The following is a 17,209-nucleotide window of genomic DNA, read 5'->3' as shown; positions in this document are numbered from 1 at the left end:
GTCTCAATGCAACGGCACCTTCAGCATCGAGGGCGCGCCGGCCGGCGAGCTGAAGGTCACCGTCCCACCCAGCTGGCTGATGCCGGAGTAGCGCAGGTCCACCGTGTCGACCACCAGGGTCAGTCGGCTGCCGGCCGGCAGGTTCCAGCTGCTCGCTTCCAGGCGCAGGTCGAGCGTCTTCGGTTGCCCTGGCGTGGCGCCACGCAGCGTGTACGGCTTGTGGCTGATCAGCTGGCCATTGCCCAGCACATCCTCGGCGTACAGGTAGGCATACAGCGTGGTGTTGGCACGGCTGGGGGTGACGGTCAGGCGCACCTCCGGCGCGCCGTCCAGGCGTCGCGGGCTCCACAGCACGGGCCCCTGCCAGACCCCGGCAGCGCTACGCCCGACAAACGGCACATAGGCACCCGGCGGCAGGTTGATCATCTGCAGCGCGCCGGAGGCCATCGCCACGCCGGAGTTGGCCGTGGTCAGCAGGCCGCTGCCGATGCGGTAGTTCCAGCCGGTCGTGCCGCCCATCTCGGCCAGGCCGCCGGTCGGCAGCAGCAGGCCCGAAGGTGCGGTCAACCCGTAGCTGACAGCGCCGTCGCTGGTCGCCTTCCAGTCCGGGTAGCGGCTCCAGCTGCCCTTCTGTGACTTCAACTGCACTGCCGGTTGGCGGTCGATGCCATTGGCCACCGCCTTCAGGTAGTGATCGAACCAGTCGCCCACCTGGTCATAGACCTCGTTGGGAATGCCCAGCGCCCCGAACGCTTCGTTGAGCGCATGGTCGCCGTGGCGCAGCTGCAGCTGCTTGGGGCCTTTCAACCGGTTGAAGAAGTCCACCAGCTGGCCCGGTGGGAACAGGCTGTCGTTGAACGCGTTGGCCAGGAACACGGCCGGCTGGTTGGCGTTGATCTCGTCGATGCTGGCCGCAGGGCTGCGCTGGGCCGCCACCGGCAGCAGCGAGTCCACTGCGCCCTGGTAATTGCCAACCAGCACATTACGGTTGATGGTGGCCAGCTCCGTGCCGGGGCGCCCGGTGGCCAATCCGGCCGCCACCAGCAGGGCGATCCCCTGCGCGCTGGGGGTGTCGTTGCTGTACAGCGAGGCCTGCAGATCGGCCCAGCCGCTGAGCGCGGCCACCGCCTTGATGCGCGGATCGCGTGCCGCCGCCAGCAGGCTGGTGCCGGCGCCGTAGGAGATGCCCGAAACGCCGATGCGGGCCGGATCGGCGCGGGTGTTGTCCAGCGCCCAGTCGATCAGGGCGCTGACATCCTCGACCGTGGCCGGGCCGGCGATGTCGATGCTGCCGCCGGATTCCCAGAAGCCACGCGAGCTGTAGCTGATGACCACATAGCCGCGCCGTGCCAGCGCCTGCGCCACGCCCACGTACTCGACGCTGGGCACGGCCCAGCTGCTGGGCATCACCAGCAGCGGGTAGCGGCCGCTGCCCGCATCCTGCGGTTCGATGACGAAGGCCCCGAGAGGCGTTCCATCCCAGCTGGGAATGGTCCGGTGGGTGGTCTTGACCGTGGCCGCCCAGGCGCTGGGGGCCAACCCGGTCAGCAGGAGCAACAGCAGCAGAACCTTGCGCATCGTCGTCTCTCCCCGTCGGTGGTGGTGCAACGGCTCGGACCGTACCAGTGCGAATGGTGGCTGGCACCTTGCGTCGCAGCATGACGTTTGCTGCATTGCCCACCCTTTGAATCGATGCTAGAAGCGCTGAATCCCAAGGATGGATCGACGTCATGAGGCCACACCTCGTCCTTACTGTCGCCCTGGCGCTATGTCCCCTGCGTACCGCGATGGCCAGCGAACAGGAACTATCCGACGCGGCGGCGCACAGGATCTTCCAGCACGCCGAACAGCTCTGCGATGGAGACCGGGGCCGGCTATGGGGGCAATCCCTGTGCGGGCCGATGATGCTGGTTGATCCAAAGCGCCGGCAGGTCATCGCCTCGCATGCAGACGCACGTGGCGTGCTGAAGGAACGTGGCAACGTGTTCGCAGGCCAGCTTCCGGCGGATGCAATCGTCGCCAACACTGCCGTGGACTGGTCGGGCACACGCTGGACGCAGCTGCTGTGGCCGTTGCCACAGGACGCGTCCCGTCGCAGCACGCTGCTCGCTCACGAAATGTTCCATCGCCTGCAACCGGCGTTGCCCATCATCGCGCCGAGCGAGGGCGGAAACGAACACCTGGACACGCTTGAAGGGCGCTACTGGCTGCAGCTGGAATGGCGCGCACTTGCGCACGCACTCGAAGCCACCGATGCGGTGGCACTGCGCAGCGCGATGACGGATGCGCTGGCATTCCGCGCCGAGCGATACCGCCATTTCCCAGCAGCCGCGCAGGAAGAAGCGGCGCTGGAACTGAACGAGGGCCTGGCCGAGTACACCGGTGTGTTCGTCGGTAATCCAACGCCGTCGGCACGGATCCAGGCAGCGCTGCATGACCTTCGCGCACACGTTGACGATCGCAGCTTCGTCCGCTCTTTCGCCTATGCCACCGGCCCGGCGTATGGCCTGCTGCTGGACCAGGCCGCACCTGGCTGGCGCCGCGATCTGGCCGGCCACGCGCGGGATCTCGGCAGGCACCTGGCCGAAGCGGCACGCATCCCAATGCAGGTGGATGCAACCGCGCTGCGCGCCGCTGCCGCGCGCTACGACGGGCCGTTGCTGCACGAAGCCGAAACGCTGCGCGAACAACAGCGCCTTGCGCAGCTGGAACACAACCGTGCGCGCTTCGTGACAGGCCCGGTGGTGCGGTTGGATCTGCACAGCATGCGCATCCAGTTCAATCCCAACGCGATGCAACCGTTGCCGGGCCACGGCACGGTGTATCCAACGATGCGGCTGACCGACACCTGGGGCAGCCTGGACGTCTCTGACGGCGCGTTGATGCAGGGCGACTGGAAGGCCGTGTTCGTGCAGGCACCGGCAAACGCAGACCCGCCGCTATGGGGTCCGGGATGGTCGTTGTCGCTGAAGCCGGGGTGGTCGCTGGTGCCGGGAACACGCAAGGGTGATTACCTGTTGAAGGCGAACCCCTGACGACAGCCACAGGCATCGCGACGCTCTAGCACGCCCGCGTTTCAGCGACGTCCTCCTCCGTCTGACACATTGCCAGTGCTTGCGCGCTGTCACAGCTTCGTCGTTTCGTCATTGACCGAAAGACGCCAGCTTGTGACGCTTACGACACCGCACGGCCTCTGCGGCCCTGTCGTCGCGGTCACGTTCCACCGCAGTCCGCAGCACCCCTCTCCGCAACCGATTCCCCAACCTCGCACCGGCCTGGTCGGGGCGGACGGCTGCGCCCTGAATCTTCTGCTGGAGCACCGCAATGCGTCTTGCAAGCTTCTTCTTCGCGTTCGTCCTCAGCGCCTTTGCCGGCGCCGCCCAGGCCCAGGTCGTCACTCTCAACAAGGGCGGCTTCGTACTGACCTACGACTGCAGCATCCACAGCGCCACCCGCTACGAATACACACTCACCGCCGACACCGGCTCGGCCGCGCGTCCGTCCAGCTTCTACAAGGACCCGGACCTGCCGGCCGGCTGCCTCGGCCAGACCAGCACCGCCTCGTACGCCAGCATCCGGTCCGGCTATGACCGTGGCCACCTGGTGACCTCCAACCACATGGACTACAACACGACCTACATCCGCCGCGCCAACTACATGACCAACATCGTGCCGCAGGTGTCCAGCTTCAACCAGGGCATCTGGGTGAAGGCTGAGAACGTGGCCGAGTGCTACCGCGACATCGCGCCGGTGGACGTCTACGGCGGCGTGGTCTACGGCGACGCCTCCAACGACTACTTCCTGGCCAGCCATGGCATCCCGACCCCGGAATTCTTCTGGAAGACGATCATCACCCGCGACCCGAACACCGGCACCGCCAAGGCGATCAGCTGGATCATCCCCAATGAAGCCAACCTGGGCAGCCTGGACAGCTACCTGGTCACCATCGCCGACCTGGAAGAGCTGCTGGGTGCCAGCTACGTGGCCATCAATGCACCGGCCTCGCTGAAGAACATGCTGCCGGCCACCACCTGGCCGCAGCCGGCGGGCTGCGACCTGGGCTGATCGGCCCGTCGCGTCGAGGCACCTGCGATCGTCGGGTGCCTCGGCCTCGCGGCTATGGGAAAATGGCGGATACCCGCGCCCAACCGCCTGCCCCAGGAGCTGTAGATGTCCCGTTTTCCCTTCGATGCCGTGCTGTTCGACTGTGACGGCGTGCTGGTCGATTCCGAGCCGCTGGTGGCCCGCGTGCTTTCCGAGATGCTCACCGAGCGTGGCTGGGAACTGACCCCGGCGCAGGCGGGTGAAGTCTTCCTCGGCCAGTCGGTGGCCCATCTGGCCGGCCTGATCGAAGAACGCACCGGCAAGCCGTTCACCGAGGAATGGCTGGAGGAATTCCGCCTGCAGCGCAACATCGCGCTGGAGCGTGACCTGCAGGCCATCCAGGGTGCGCCGGAGGCGGTGCGTGCGATTGCGGCGGCCACCCGCGGCAGGATCGCCTGTGCCTCCGGTGCCGACCTGCACAAGGTGCAGCTGCAGCTGGGCAAGGTCGGCATCCTCGATGCCTTCGGCGACCACGTTTACAGCGGCCAGGACATGCCGAAAACCAAGCCGCACCCGGATGTCTACCTGGCGGCCGCCGCCGCGCTGGGCGTGGACCCGAAGCGCTGCGCGGTGATCGAAGACACCGTTACGGGGGCGACCGCCGGCGTTGCGGCAGGCGCGACCGTGTTCGGCTTCAGCGAAGGTGGCCCGCACCACAGCACGCCGGAGGCGCTGCGCGCGGCCGGCGCACAGGTGATCTTCCAGCGCATGGAAGACCTGCCGGCCCTGCTTGCCGGCTACGCGGTCGACGCCGTCGCCTGATCCACGCTCAGCCCGCAGCGCCCAGCGAGGCGCTGCGGCGCTTGCCCGCGTAGTGCAGCGCAAACAGGTACAGGCCGGTGAACAGCTGCAGGAACAACGGAGGTAGCGGTGAGTAGGTGATCCACGCCGCAGGTTCACCCTGCCCCATCCCGCGCGCCACGAAGTTGGCGATCACCGCCAGGGTGAACACGATCGAGGTCCAGCGGTGCACCGGCCGCGCCCAACCACCGCGACTCATTGACCACGCCTCGTTTCGGAGAGGGCTTCAATCATCTTCCAGCCGTTCCCGGACGGATCACGGAATCCGGCGTCGATGGCGCCGAAGCGCTCGACCGGTGCCTGGGTGAACTCCACGCCCTTTGCCTGCCATTGCGCATAGCGTGCCTGGCAGTCATCCACCGCCAGTACCAATGGCGGCATCGCCCCCTTGGCCACCAGCCGCTGCAGCGCCTGCGCCGTCGCCGCGTCATGGGTCGGCGGGCCGGGAACGAACAGGCCAAGCTGGAAACCGTCCTGGCCGGGGCTGCGTACCGTCAACCAGCGGTAGCTGCCATTGCGCACGTCGGTGTGCACCTCGAAACCGAGCGTGCCAACGTAGAATTCGAGTGCTTCATCCTGGTCGCGTACATACAGGCCGACCGTGTTCACGGTATTCGTCATGGGACCTCCCTCAGGTGCGGTCCACGTTAGCAACCGCCTGGCGGCGGCGCTTCTCCAAAACTGCGATGTTGAGGTCAGGCCGCTGCGCCGCACGGGCATGGCACTCGGGTACGCTCTCCGCCGCGGCGTGCCCGGCGCGCTCGCGGTCCCGCACATTGCCCGGGCTGTCGCCGGTGATGTCGCGGAAGATCCGGCCGAAGGTCCCCAGGCTGGTCCAGCCCGTCTGCGCCGCGATCTCGGTGATCGCCAGCTCGGTCTCGCGCAGCAGCGCCACCGCCCGTTCGATGCGCCGGCTGAGCAGGTAACGGTGCGGTGGCAGGCCGAAGGCCTGCTTGAACGAGCGCGCGAAGTGGGCGGGGGAAACCGCGCTGACCTCGGCCAGGCGGGCAACCGGCCAGTCTTCATGGCTGGCCCGGTCCATCCGGTCCTTGGCACGCAGCAGGCGGCGCAGCAGTTCGGGGCTCTGGTTCATTCGCGCAGGGCAAGGGCGGCGGTCGTTGGCCGCAGACTCGGTGGTACGGGCGGCGGCGTCAACCCGGCTCAGCGCTGTGCCGGCAGCTCCAGCCGATGCTTGCGGCACAGCCGGTACACCGTCACCCGCGAAATCTGCATCTGCCGTGCGCACTCGGACACGTTGTAGCCGGTGTGGCGCAGCGTCTGCAGCAGTACATCGCGTTCGGCCTGGCCGCGCGCATCATGCAGCATCGCGCTGGGCATTACCTCTGCCGGTTCGCCCAGTTCAAGGTCACGCTCGCTGATCAGCTCGCCCTCGGCCATGATCGCCGCCCGCTGCACCCGGTTGAGCAGTTCACGCACATTGCCGGGCCAGCCAAAGCGCCGCATTGCCTGGCTCGCTGTGGGCGAGAAGCCGCGTGCGCGCACCGTGTGGCGCCGCCGGAAGCAACGCAGGAAGTGCTCGGCCAGCAGCAGCACATCGGCGCCGCGCTCGCGCAGCGGTGGCATCAGCAGGCGCAGCACGTTGAGCCGGTAATAGAGATCGCTGCGGAACCGCCCCTGCGCCACCGCCTGTTCCAGTTCGACGTGGGTCGCGGCCAGCACGCGGACATCGGCACGCAGCGACTGGCTGCTGCCGACACGCTCGAACGTCCCCTCCTGCAACACCCGTAGCAGGCTGGTCTGCGCCTCGGCGGGCAGATCGCCCACTTCATCCAGGAACACGGTGCCGCCCTGCGCGGATTCGAACACGCCGATCTGGCGCTTGTCGGCGCCGGTAAAGGAACCGCGCTCGTGCCCGAACAGTTCCGACTGCACCAGGTTGGCCGGAATCGCACCGCAGTTCACTGCGATGAAAGGCTTGCCGGCACGCCCGGACAGCGCATGCAGCGCATGCGCGGCCAGCTCCTTGCCGGTGCCGGTTTCGCCGGTGACCAGCACCGGCAGCTCGACCGGTGCGAACTTGTGCAGTACCGTGCGCACCGCATGCAGCGCCGGGCTTTCGCCGATCAATGCGCGCGGCCCCTGCCCTGCACAGGCCTCGTCGGTGGGCGGATCATCCGCATCGAACTGGCTGCGCATCGCGCAGACCAGGTCCTGCAGGCCGAATGGCAGGGTGAACCGCGCAGGACAGTGCTGCAGCACGGGCAACCATGCCGACGGTGTGGCGCCTGCGCCCGGCGGCAGCACTGCCAGCCAGGGCAGATGCAGGTGCTGTTCGATCCATGGCGCGAGCAGCTGCAACGCCGTTGCGTCCAGGTGGCGGAGATCGATCACGGCCAGCAATCGATCACGGCCACGCAGCCCGATCGCCATGGCAGGGTCGGGTTGAATGCTGCGCACGTACCAGCCTGCGGCCGCGAGCGCGCTGCGCTCGTTCGGCAGCGGCTGGCCAAACCACAACACACAGCGCGAGCTTGAAGCTTCCGGGACCGCCGCCATGCTTCCCCCAGCATCCGGACACCGTCGGCGGACTGTCAGTCGATCGCCGGCGTGCCGCCCTCCGCCGGGATTTCCACGGCCACCTCGGCGGCCTTTGTTGGGCGGATCCTAGCGCCGCGCTAAACGGCGGCGCAATGGGCAGCGCGTCAAGAAATCACCGGCTGAAGCGGCACCGTTGCAGTCCGCGACGGCACCTGTAACAACAATGCGACAGTCGGCCGTCCCCTTGCCCTGTGGCGCCTGCGGGTTGCGCAACCCCAACAATTTCCCGACGCCGCTGTAACAGTCCGGCAGCACCCCACCCCCCCGCACCACCGGCATCGGCTGCTGCACCAGCCTTTGGCAGTTGGCACGGTTGATGCGTGGTTCCGCCGCACCCATCGCGGGAGATCGGCATGGACGGCACCACCCTGATTCGTGGCCTGGCTGCATCGCTGGCCCTTGCCCTGCTGGCCGTCGCCACGGGTGCAGGCGCGTCCGGCGCTCGCCAGGGTGTGAAGGCACAACCGGGCGAAATAGTCCTGCTGCGCGATGTCGCGGCCCGGCCGGCCTACCGCATGGCGCCACCGGGCATCGCGCTGATCGCCGATCCGAAGCCGCAGCGTGAGGTCGCCGCGGCGCTCGGAAGCGGTGACCCGGCCTCCGGAATGGATGAGCTCAGCGATGCCGACTACGCGGGAATGGGTGCAGGCCATATCACTCCCACGACCGCGCCGGGCGGCACCACCGTTGAACGCGTTACCCAGCAGGCCCTGGGCGGCACGCTGGGCCGCAACGGCGACGGCATGGTCGGCAGCAGTCTGGGCGGCGCAATGAGTGGCCCGCTGGGCGCGGTCGGCAACAGCACCCGTGGCATCGCCGATACGGTGCGCGGCGCGCTGGGCCAGTTCCCGCTGCAGGGCACCGCCCCGGCAGGTGGCAAATGAAGGCCCTGGCCTGGCCGCTGCTGGCGGTGATTGCCGCGCCGCTGACTGCATCGGCCGACGACTACAGCGGCATGCTCGCCTACCTGGACCTGGCCCGCATCGAGGGCCGCGCACTGGCAGGTGCCAGCGGCGCCATCGCGGTAAACCAGGCGGCAGGCGATTTCAACCTGCAGGCCAATCTGCGCGGCATCGCCCGCGCTGAACGCGCCGATGTGGCCATCAGCGCGCAACAGCTGCAGAACGGCAACCGGGTGCTGTCCGCACCCCTGCATGCCGCCGCGCACATCGGCGGTGAGGCACTGGCGGGCGCCAGCGGCATAGCTTCGATCAACCAGGCCAGCGGCAGCGCCAACACGACGCTCAACGTCGTCAGCGCGACCCTGGCCCGACAGGGCATACGCGAAACCGACGACACGGCCCTGGCCGCCGAAGGTTCCGCGTTGGCAGGGGGGCGGGACAGCGTCGATCACGGCGCTGCGGCCGGAACCCGCAGCGCCGGTGTAGCCAGCACCGCACTGCGGGGATTCGACGGGGTCCTGCAACTCAATCAGATCGCGGGCAGCGGCAACGACACGGCCAACGTACTGGGCCTGGTCGTGCAGGACCGCCCGTGACAACCACCCACCGATGCACCATCCGATGAGAGAGAGGGCACCATGAAAGCGACCGTCAAACGGACCATGCTCGCCATGGCGATTGCCACTGCCTCGACCGCCGCTGCGGCCAATGGCTGGGACAACCAGAACGCCAACGCGAACATCAACCACAACCACACCGTCAGCGAAACCCGCAACGACACCCACAATCACACCGACAACGACGTACGCAACCGCACCGTCAACGTCAATGTGCAGAAGCACAGCAACATCCAGGCCGACGAACGCAAGGAAAAGAACAATCACGGCGTCGACGTGAACCTGGAAAAGGACCTGCGCCTGAGCACCGACGTCAATTTCTCCGGTGATCCGACCATCACCGGCGACATCGACCTCGATTCGGCGGCCATCGCGGTGATCGACAACCGCCAGTCGATCAGCAACAACGCCACCAGCAACAGCCTGGTCACCAACCGTGCCTCGATCGGCGACAGCGTAGGCGCAGGCGCGTCTGGCAATCTCGGCTTCAACGTGGTGTCCGGCGACAACAACGCGCAGGACAACGCCGCATCGCTGTCGGCGGCGGATGCCTCCTTCAGCTTCGGCATGGCCGACGCCGAAGTGTTCGTCAACCAGGCCGGGTTCGGCAACGTCACCCAGAACGCCGGTGTCACCAATGCGGCCACGCTTGGCGGCAATGCCTTCGGCGGTGCCTCGGGCAACATTGGCGTGAACATCGCGTCGGGCAACAACAACGAGCAGAAGAACGCGCTGGCCGCCTCGGTGGCGACCACCGCCGTTGCCCAATCCAGCATCAGCTCCAACCAGGTCTCCACCGGCAACACCGTCAGCAACGCCGGCTTCGTGCAGTCCTACACCGACACCGTACAGGTGGGCATGCGCGGCAGCGTCAGTGGCCTGACCCTGGGCTACGGCGCCGGCACCTATCGCGGCACCGGCAATGCCTACCAGATGGCCAACTACTACCTGGATACGTGGAACGGCGCACTGCCGCATCCGGGTGGCAACAGCACCGGCCACATCGACCTGGACAACGAGATCCAGAACGCCACGATGAACCCCAACCGGCCGGGAGTGGGCGGCCTGGGCTTCGACACGCGTGAGAGCGGCACCAGCCAGTTCGTCGAGCTGGGCGTGGCCGATCTGTACGCCAGCCTCAGCGGCACGGTCAGCACCACGCGCTGGGTGAACGTCGATGCCACCAACACCTCGGCGTTGTCGGGCAGTGCCTTCTCCGGCGCCTCCGGCAACATCGGCGTGAACGTGGCATCGGGCACCGGCAACCTGCAGGCCAACAGCCTGGCCCTGGCAGTCGCCCAGCCCAGCACCGGCGGCGGTGGTGGCAGCGGCGAGTAAGCGCAACACCCCGGCCATCCGCCAATGACCGGGTTCCGGGAGCCCCTGTTCCTCCTCCCCCTTGGAACAGGGGCTCCCCCCTGCTGCCGGAGAACGCGATGTTCCGCTGCCGACCTTCAACCTGGCTGCTGGCGTGCCTGTTGCTGCTGGGCATCAACCCCGCGTGGGCGGGCGAAGTGCGCTTCAGCGGGGTACTGCCCAATGGCGCCCTGCTGCAGCAGAAAGTGGAGAGCATGCAGGAGCGGCGCTACCGCAACGTGGTGCGCCAGCACACCGATTACAGCTGCGGCGCGGCCGCACTGGCCACCATCCTGCGCCATGCCTACCACCTGGACACCGATGAGGCGACGGTGATCCAGGGAATGATGGGGGTTTCAGACCCGGCACTGGTGGCCGAGCGCGGCTTCTCGCTGCTGGACATCAAGCGTTACGTGGAATCACTGGGCATGCGTGGACGCGGCTACCGCATCGACGAAGCCCGCCTGCGCACCCTGCGCGTGCCCGGGCTGGTGCTGATGGACGTGCGCGGCTTCCGCCATTTCGTGGTGCTCAAGCAGGTGCGCGAAGGCATCGTCGAAGTGGCCGATCCGATCCTCGGAAACCGCAGCCTGGCACTGCCGGACTTCCTCGCCGCGTGGCCGTCACGCGCCGTGTTCGTGGTGATCGGCAGTGATTTCGACCGTAACACGGTGCTGCTGCAACCCAGCGAACGGCCCAGTGCCCGCGCGCTCTACGCGCGGCAGGGGCCGATCACCGATGCCGAGCTGGTCGACTTCGGCTTCAGCCATGCCGACCTGTTCTGAAGGAGGCTTCGCCATGATCCGTCTTCCCCTGTTGATGACCCTGCTGCTGATGCTTCCCGCGCTGCCGGTGCGGGCGGCGGACGCAGCACCGGGTCGCGGCCTGAAGGAAATTCCCGACCCCGAACTGAACCTGATGCGTGGCCGCTACACGGTGGGCGGCAACAGCGTGGCCTGGTTCGGGGTGACGATGGTTTCGCAGTGGCAGGCCAGCAATGGCACGGCCCTGCAGGGCACGTTGACCCTGGGCATGGATTTCCGCGGCGGTGGTGCACCCAAGCTCAGCTTCCAGCCCAGCGTGCATGTCACCGCCGCCGACGCGCCGCTGCCTGCCACAGCGGGCCGCAGCATCGACAGCAGCGGCCTGGCCAATGTCAGTGGGCTGGTGCAGAGCGTGCAGGTCGCCGGCGATGGCAACGCCGCGCGCAACACCACCACACTGCTGGTGCGTGACGGCGACGTTCCCGCGATGCAGTCCGATGGCGCGCACTCGGCCAGCGCGCAGCAGGCTGGGGTGAGCGCCAGCGCCGTGCTCGATGGCAATCAGGCGCGCCTGCAGCTGCAGATGGATGGCCAGGGCCTGGTACAGCAATGGATACGCAATGGCAGCGTCGGCCAGGGCATTGCCCTGGCCGGTGACGGCCAGGCAGCCAGCAACCAGCTGCGGCTGGAGCTGGTACGCAACACCGCGGGCGGCAACCTGCCGTTGAGCCAGAACGTGGCCCAGGCGATTGCGTTGAACCGCGGCATGGGGCCGGGCCAGTAGTACGGCGCGGCATTGGGGGACGCGTTCCACAACGCAGGACACGAACATGCATACCCTTCTGAGGATCACCCCGTTGGCGCTGGCGGCGCTGGCGGGCACCGCCCTCGCCGCGCCGCCCACGGCCGACGACAACGCCGACGTGCAGGCCCTGGCCAACCAGCTGGAGCAGCTGAAGAGCAACTACGCGCAGGAAGTCCGACGCCTGCGCGAGCTCGACATGCAGGTGCAGGCGATGCAGGCGCGCCTGAGCGGGCGCACGGGGCCCACCGGGCCGGGAACGGCGGCGGCAACCGGCACGGGCACAGGCACAGGCACGGAAGTCGAGCATGGCTCGACTCTACAGACAGCGCCCGGCGGCGAAGGCTACGCCAGCACCGCGGCCGAAGCGCAGCAGGCCAGGCAGGAATCACGGCGCAGCGTGGATGATGTGAAGCAGCAGCAGTCGGCCCTGTTCTCGCGCCGCTTCACCATCGAAAACAGCCTCACCTACGCCCGCTATGACCGCAAGCAGCTCACTCTCAATGGTTTCCTGGCACTGGATGCGATCTTCCTCGGCAACATCGCCATCGAGAACGTCGAATCCGATTCGCTCACCTACAACCTGGCCGCACGCTGGGGCGTCAGTCCCAATCTCACGCTCAACCTGGATGTGCCGTACCTCGCACGGCGCACGGTGTACCAGAAAGGCGGTGCCGGGGGTGCGGCCGCCGCCATCGCCCAGGAAGAGACCAATGGCAATGGCCTGGGCGATATCGGCCTGAGCGCGAATTACCGCCTGTTCGGTGAGCGCGGCTGGCGGCCTGAAACCGTGCTTACCGCCGGGGTGACCGCACCCACCGGGCGCGCGCCCTACGGGCTGGACTGGAAGGTGATCGAGCGCGACGACGATGACTACATCCGCTTCGCCGTACCGAAAGAACAGCCCACCGGCAACGGCGTCTGGCAGGCCAATGTGGGCCTGTCGATGGTCAAGACCGCCGACCCGGCCATCCTGTTCGCCAATCTGGGCTATGTGCATTCGTTTCCGCGCGGCTTCAACGACATCGACAGCAACCCCGACACCGTCAATCCCGGCGATGTGAAGCTCGGCGGTTCGGTGTATTTCGGCGCCGGCGTGGCGTTCGCGTTCAACGAACGCACCAGCCTCAGCCTGTCCTTCAGTGACCGCATCAGCGCCCGCGCCTCGACCCGCTTCCAGGGCGGGCAGTGGATGAAGGTGATCGGCAGCGATGCCAATGCGGCGTCACTGAATCTCGGCGTGACCTATGCGCTGAACCAGCACACCACCCTGGTGACCCTGCTCGGCATCGGCCTGACCCCGGATGCGCCGGACTTCACCCTGGCCTTCAAGATCCCGTACATGCTCTAGCCCCCGTGGGCCGGCGACGGCGTGGCTGTGGCCCGCCGTCGTCGATTCCGCCGCATCGGCGAAGATCCGCGCAATGGCACCGCATTGCGCGTCGATTCGGCCGATTCCCGCAGTCTCCCCGTTTCTAGCATGCCCCTGAGCCGGCCATTCCCGGTCGCGCACTCATGCAGGGGCATTCGCATGGCAAACATCGCAGAGGACGGCCAGCTCGGCTGGATCGTCAGCAAGCGCCCGACCGTCCAGGGCATCGACATCGGCAAGGGCGGCGAGGCGTTGACCGACAACACGTATGGCATCGAAATCGAGTTCTGCACGCACGACAGCGTGATCTTCGCGTTCACCCACGTGGTCGCAGCTTGCTTCGACATCGCCGGCACCGAGCCATGGAAGCTCGAATCCGATTCCGGCAACGTCTTCGAACTCGTCACGCCGCCGCTGCGCTTCGGCGCCATTGATCAAGCCTACGCCTTCAAGGAACAGCTTGTGGCGATGCTGCAGGCGTCCATCCAGAAAGCAGAGACGCAGGGCGTCAACGCCATCACGCTCGGCGACTGGGCGGGACAGTTCGCACCCAAGCTGGTCGAACTGCTCAACACCCACATCAACACGGGCCAGCTGAAACTGGAGCTGGTGGCACTGAAGGCCATCGACTATGCCAGCTGGAAGGAGGTGGGCGAAGGGTTGAACGTCGGCAATGTAGACGATGGCATCAACATTCCCGCCGGGCTGCTGCGCCACAAGCTGCGCAGGCTCGACTGGGAAAGCTATACCCCGGGCATCATCCTGGCCCGTTGCAGCAAATTCTGGTCCGAAGGCTACGCCTCGCAGATGAACCTGCCGATGACGCTCAGCGGCTACTTCCTGTACATGATGTACAAGACCCACGACAAGCACTACTCGCAAGCGGTTCGTGCACAGCAGGAGCTGAGTGGCGAAAAGGCCGGGCAGAAGCTGACGGCCTGGTACTGGCGGCATGTGCTGCTGCAGGCGTGGTGCAGATACCAGCGTGCACTCGGCGTGGAACCGGAGGCGAGGAAGCTGTTCGCGCCCGAGGCGATTGGCCGCTCCGCCCTGCTCTACCTGGTGGTTGGAAAACTGCTGACCGGCGCCCTGGCCGAACTCGGGGAAGCGCCGCAGCTGGAGCTGCAGCAGAAGGCCTGGGATGCCGGGTCCACCCGCGCGATCGATGCCGACGAGCCGGAGGTGACCCTGGGTGACTGGGCCCCGTACCACAGTGCGCTGAAAGACCTCACCGGCATCTGGCTGAAGGCTTCGCTGATGGATGTCATGCGAACCCAGAACCTGCAGACCTATACCTGGGCCGTCACCGAGCTGCCGCGGGTGCTGGCCAGGACCGACGTGTGGGAGAACGCGCTTCTGAACTGGAAAGGGATGGAGCGGATCAAGGCGATGGGTTCAACCATCGAATGGACCGACCTGGAAGAGTTCGCCGAGCCTGAGCGACGGCAGGTGCTCTACGAAAAGGTGGTCGAGGTGGCCGGAAGCCTGGCCGAGCATCTGAAACACCTGTCCCCGGACAAACCCGGGCCACCGGATCTCCCTGACGAGAAGGATCGGCCGTTCCTCGATCGGCGCAATACCCCGGCGTGGGAGGCCCGCTACGACACCCTCCTCCCGCCCATTGCACCGCGTGAGAACACGCGGAACGAATTCACCTACCTGATCGAGCATCGCAACCACTGACACATCGCCCTGATCCGCGCTGCCGCCCTTCCATCCACTGCGGCAGGCACGACGCTGTTCCAACCGGAGAAACGAAATGACACAGGTCTACGCAACACTTCGCTCGGACGATCAGTACCTGATCGCACGCAAGCAGATCACCAACGCCTGGTGGAGCGGCTATGCCGCGCCGGTGCTGGTGGCCGAGGCGGCGTCCGCCCTGACCACGGTGGTGAACGTTGCCGCAGGCAGCGCCGTCAATGCCGGCGCGGTCGCCGCCATCAACGCATCGCTGGCCAATGCCGTGCTTGCAGCGACGTCTGCGTGGCCCGCGGGGGCTGCCGCCAATGGCGTCGCCACGCGGGATGCCATCAATCAAGCGGCCGTTGCGGTCAACAACGCCGGCCAGGTCCTGGCGCAGCTGCAGGCAGCATTGCCGACGGTGCTGGCCGCCGTGGACCGGGCCGCCGCCATGGGGGCGGCCGATTGGGTCGCGGGTGGAGGGGCCGTGCCGGCCTGGGTCCAGCTTCAAAATGTAGGCATCCCCGCATGGCCGGACCCGAACCTGCAGGCGATCGTCAACGCCGCACAGCGTCGCATTTCGGGCTGGGCCGGCTCGCAATCGCCGCGCCTGGTGAACCAGGCCGGGCAGTGGGCACTGCCCGGGGGACGCATGTCGGATGCGGAAACCGCCGAGCATGCGGCCAGGCGGGAATTCCAGGAAGAAACCGGGGTCGAGCTGGACGCAGGTTATGTGATGGCCTACCACACGCTGTTCCAGACCGCGCCGGGAGGTGCCGATTTCTACCTGGTCTGCTTTGACCTGCCCGGCGGCCAGGACATCGCCGACCTGGTGACACGGATCAACGCGAACCTGATGGCCCAGACCGGTTGGCTCAATCGGCCGACCGCCGGGTCGGTGGTCGACTGGGAACTGGATGCGGTCTGCACCGTGGCGCAGGACGAGCTGAGCAGCTCTCTGGGGACATACCAGCCCGTCTCGATTCCCGACACGCTGCGGCCGGTCCCCGTGCCGATGCCCGCCGGAGGGCTAGCCCTTGCGGCGTGGGAGCGCAGGCAGCGACGCTTTGCCGAGTCCCAGTCCATCGACTGGTACCTGCGCATGGCCCGCTACATTGAACAGCAGTAGGCGGGCGACGCGGATGCGGAGAAATCGATGATGCGGCGACGCCCCCCCCGCATCACGGCCCCGCTCTTCACGCCATTTCCCCCGCATTCTCCGTCGATTCCACCAATCCAGCCGCAGCGCTTGTTTCTACTCTGCATCCACGGTGAAGCACACGCAGTTACGCACCACGCACCGTGAAACTGGATACCACGCACTTCCACCTTTTCGCAGGAGCAGGACATGGCATTTCCAACCGCGGTAAACGACCAGATCACCGATTCGGTCACCCAGGCCAACACCAAGGTACTGGGCGATGCGCCCGCCGTGGCGGTGGGCAATCTGTACCAGGCCACCGCACAGGCGCTGGCCAATGCGGCCCACAACGCGACCAACGCCCAGCAGCAGTCGTATGTGACCGCACAGTCGGCCACCACCATGGGCGTGGCCACGCTGTACTCGATCGATACCGCCACCACGGCCGTGGCCAGCAAGGAAATCCTCAGCACCCGCGTCCGCGGCCTCGGTTCCTGATCCGTCGTTCCGCAGCTGACCCGCCAACCTCAAGGAGCTCGACATGGCATTCCCGACCGCAGTAAACGACCAGATCACCGATTCGGTCACCCAGGCCAACACCAAGGTGCTGGGCGACGCCCCCGCCGTCGCCATGGGCAACCTGTACCAGGCCACCGCGCAGGCGCTGGCCAACGCCGCCCACAACGCCACCAATGCCCAGCAGCAGTCCTACGTGACCGCGCAGGCGGCCACCACCATGGGCGTGGCCACGCTGTACTCGATCGATACCGCCACCACCGGCGTGGCCACCAAGCAGATCCTCGGCGCGTGATGCGCCGGCAGGCAAGGAGCTGAGCCATGGCATTTCCCACGGCCGTCAACGACCAGATCACCGATTCGGTCAGCCAGGCCAACCTGCAGGTGCTGGGCGTGGCCCCCGCCACGGCGATGGGCACGCTGTACCAGGCCACGGCACAGGCCCTGGCGAATGCGGCCCACAACGCAACGCTCGCCCAGCAGCAGATGTATGTCACGGCGCAGGCCGCGACCACGATGGGCGTTGCGCTGCTCTACGCCGTCGATACCGGCGCCACCGGCGCCGCCACCCGGAAGATTCTCGGCTGATTCC

The 17,209-nt window shown here is 67.1% G+C and carries 19 protein-coding genes; 14 read left to right on the top strand and 5 right to left on the bottom strand.

The window, feature by feature from the left end:
• Window positions 1–3: 3 nt before the first annotated feature.
• On the bottom strand, window positions 4–1,578 hold the full coding sequence (locus tag AC5P7U_RS03385; protein WP_197562902.1) for a S15 peptidase family protein: 1,575 nt from the start codon (window positions 1,576–1,578) through the stop codon (window positions 4–6).
• Between the two features lie 152 nt (window positions 1,579–1,730).
• Here AC5P7U_RS03385 and AC5P7U_RS03380 point away from each other — a divergent pair, with 152 nt between their 5' ends.
• From AC5P7U_RS03380 to AC5P7U_RS03370, 3 genes are all read left to right on the top strand, one after another.
• Complete coding sequence (locus AC5P7U_RS03380; RefSeq protein WP_414554658.1) at window positions 1,731–3,035, top strand: hypothetical protein; 1,305 nt, start codon at window positions 1,731–1,733, stop codon at window positions 3,033–3,035.
• Between the two features lie 289 nt (window positions 3,036–3,324).
• On the top strand, window positions 3,325–4,065 hold the full coding sequence (locus tag AC5P7U_RS03375; RefSeq protein WP_006446468.1) for a DNA/RNA non-specific endonuclease: 741 nt from the start codon (window positions 3,325–3,327) through the stop codon (window positions 4,063–4,065).
• 105 nt (window positions 4,066–4,170) lie between these two features.
• A complete protein-coding gene (locus tag AC5P7U_RS03370) occupies window positions 4,171–4,866 on the top strand; it encodes an HAD family hydrolase (protein WP_197562904.1) in 696 nt (231 codons plus the stop codon).
• 7 nt (window positions 4,867–4,873) lie between these two features.
• Here AC5P7U_RS03370 and AC5P7U_RS03365 read toward each other — a convergent pair whose 3' ends face one another.
• The 4 genes from AC5P7U_RS03365 to AC5P7U_RS03350 form a co-directional block, all read right to left on the bottom strand.
• Entirely contained in the window at window positions 4,874–5,104 is a 231-nt protein-coding gene (locus AC5P7U_RS03365; RefSeq protein ID WP_197562906.1) for a hypothetical protein, read from the bottom strand.
• Complete coding sequence (locus AC5P7U_RS03360; protein WP_197562908.1) at window positions 5,101–5,526, bottom strand: VOC family protein; 426 nt, start codon at window positions 5,524–5,526, stop codon at window positions 5,101–5,103. The genes AC5P7U_RS03365 and AC5P7U_RS03360 overlap by 4 nt, the downstream gene beginning before the upstream one ends.
• 10 nt (window positions 5,527–5,536) lie before the next feature.
• The gene (locus AC5P7U_RS03355; RefSeq protein ID WP_197562910.1) at window positions 5,537–5,998 is read right to left on the bottom strand and encodes a helix-turn-helix domain-containing protein; all 462 of its coding nucleotides are present in this window, start codon (window positions 5,996–5,998) and stop codon (window positions 5,537–5,539) included.
• 68 nt (window positions 5,999–6,066) lie between these two features.
• Window positions 6,067–7,422 carry a sigma-54 interaction domain-containing protein gene (locus tag AC5P7U_RS03350; RefSeq protein WP_197562912.1) on the bottom strand — a complete coding sequence of 452 codons (1,356 nt, stop codon included), beginning with the start codon at window positions 7,420–7,422 and terminating at the stop codon, window positions 6,067–6,069.
• Window positions 7,423–7,817: 395 nt separating this feature from the next.
• Here AC5P7U_RS03350 and AC5P7U_RS03345 point away from each other — a divergent pair, with 395 nt between their 5' ends.
• The 11 genes from AC5P7U_RS03345 (at window position 7,818) to AC5P7U_RS03295 (ending at window position 17,205) form a co-directional block, all read left to right on the top strand.
• The gene (locus AC5P7U_RS03345) at window positions 7,818–8,348 is read left to right on the top strand and encodes a FapA family amyloid fibril periplasmic chaperone (protein ID WP_197562914.1); all 531 of its coding nucleotides are present in this window, start codon (window positions 7,818–7,820) and stop codon (window positions 8,346–8,348) included.
• The gene (locus AC5P7U_RS03340; protein ID WP_197562916.1) at window positions 8,345–8,962 is read left to right on the top strand and encodes a FapB/FapC family functional amyloid domain-containing protein; all 618 of its coding nucleotides are present in this window, start codon (window positions 8,345–8,347) and stop codon (window positions 8,960–8,962) included. The genes AC5P7U_RS03345 and AC5P7U_RS03340 overlap by 4 nt, the downstream gene beginning before the upstream one ends.
• Window positions 8,963–9,004: 42 nt before the next feature.
• Window positions 9,005–10,321: a FapB/FapC family functional amyloid domain-containing protein gene (locus AC5P7U_RS03335; RefSeq protein WP_164087474.1), complete on the top strand. Its 1,317-nt coding sequence runs from the start codon at window positions 9,005–9,007 to the stop codon at window positions 10,319–10,321.
• 98 nt (window positions 10,322–10,419) lie between these two features.
• The gene (locus AC5P7U_RS03330) at window positions 10,420–11,124 is read left to right on the top strand and encodes a C39 family peptidase (protein ID WP_006446620.1); all 705 of its coding nucleotides are present in this window, start codon (window positions 10,420–10,422) and stop codon (window positions 11,122–11,124) included.
• 13 nt (window positions 11,125–11,137) lie between these two features.
• Window positions 11,138–11,887, top strand: a complete 750-nt coding sequence (locus AC5P7U_RS03325) for a hypothetical protein (RefSeq protein WP_197562918.1) — start codon at window positions 11,138–11,140, stop codon at window positions 11,885–11,887.
• Window positions 11,888–11,933: 46 nt separating this feature from the next.
• Window positions 11,934–13,256 carry a transporter gene (locus AC5P7U_RS03320; protein WP_197562920.1) on the top strand — a complete coding sequence of 441 codons (1,323 nt, stop codon included), beginning with the start codon at window positions 11,934–11,936 and terminating at the stop codon, window positions 13,254–13,256.
• A gap of 21 nt (window positions 13,257–13,277) precedes the next feature.
• Window positions 13,278–14,960: a hypothetical protein gene (locus AC5P7U_RS03315; protein ID WP_414554655.1), complete on the top strand. Its 1,683-nt coding sequence runs from the start codon at window positions 13,278–13,280 to the stop codon at window positions 14,958–14,960.
• 76 nt (window positions 14,961–15,036) lie between these two features.
• A complete protein-coding gene (locus AC5P7U_RS03310; protein ID WP_197565049.1) occupies window positions 15,037–16,089 on the top strand; it encodes an NUDIX hydrolase in 1,053 nt (350 codons plus the stop codon).
• A gap of 219 nt (window positions 16,090–16,308) precedes the next feature.
• Window positions 16,309–16,599, top strand: a complete 291-nt coding sequence (locus AC5P7U_RS03305; RefSeq protein WP_005416648.1) for a RebB family R body protein — start codon at window positions 16,309–16,311, stop codon at window positions 16,597–16,599.
• A gap of 43 nt (window positions 16,600–16,642) precedes the next feature.
• Window positions 16,643–16,912, top strand: a complete 270-nt coding sequence (locus tag AC5P7U_RS03300; RefSeq protein ID WP_005416649.1) for a RebB family R body protein — start codon at window positions 16,643–16,645, stop codon at window positions 16,910–16,912.
• Window positions 16,913–16,938: 26 nt separating this feature from the next.
• Window positions 16,939–17,205, top strand: coding sequence for a RebB family R body protein (locus AC5P7U_RS03295; protein ID WP_006446865.1), 267 nt, complete (start codon window positions 16,939–16,941; stop codon window positions 17,203–17,205).
• Window positions 17,206–17,209: the final 4 nt, after the last annotated feature.

The sequence above is a fragment of the Stenotrophomonas sp. YJH_SMC_57 genome (assembly GCF_059369755.1).
Note: the sequence above shows the minus strand (reverse complement) of the source record. Positions and strands in the feature narration are given on the sequence as shown.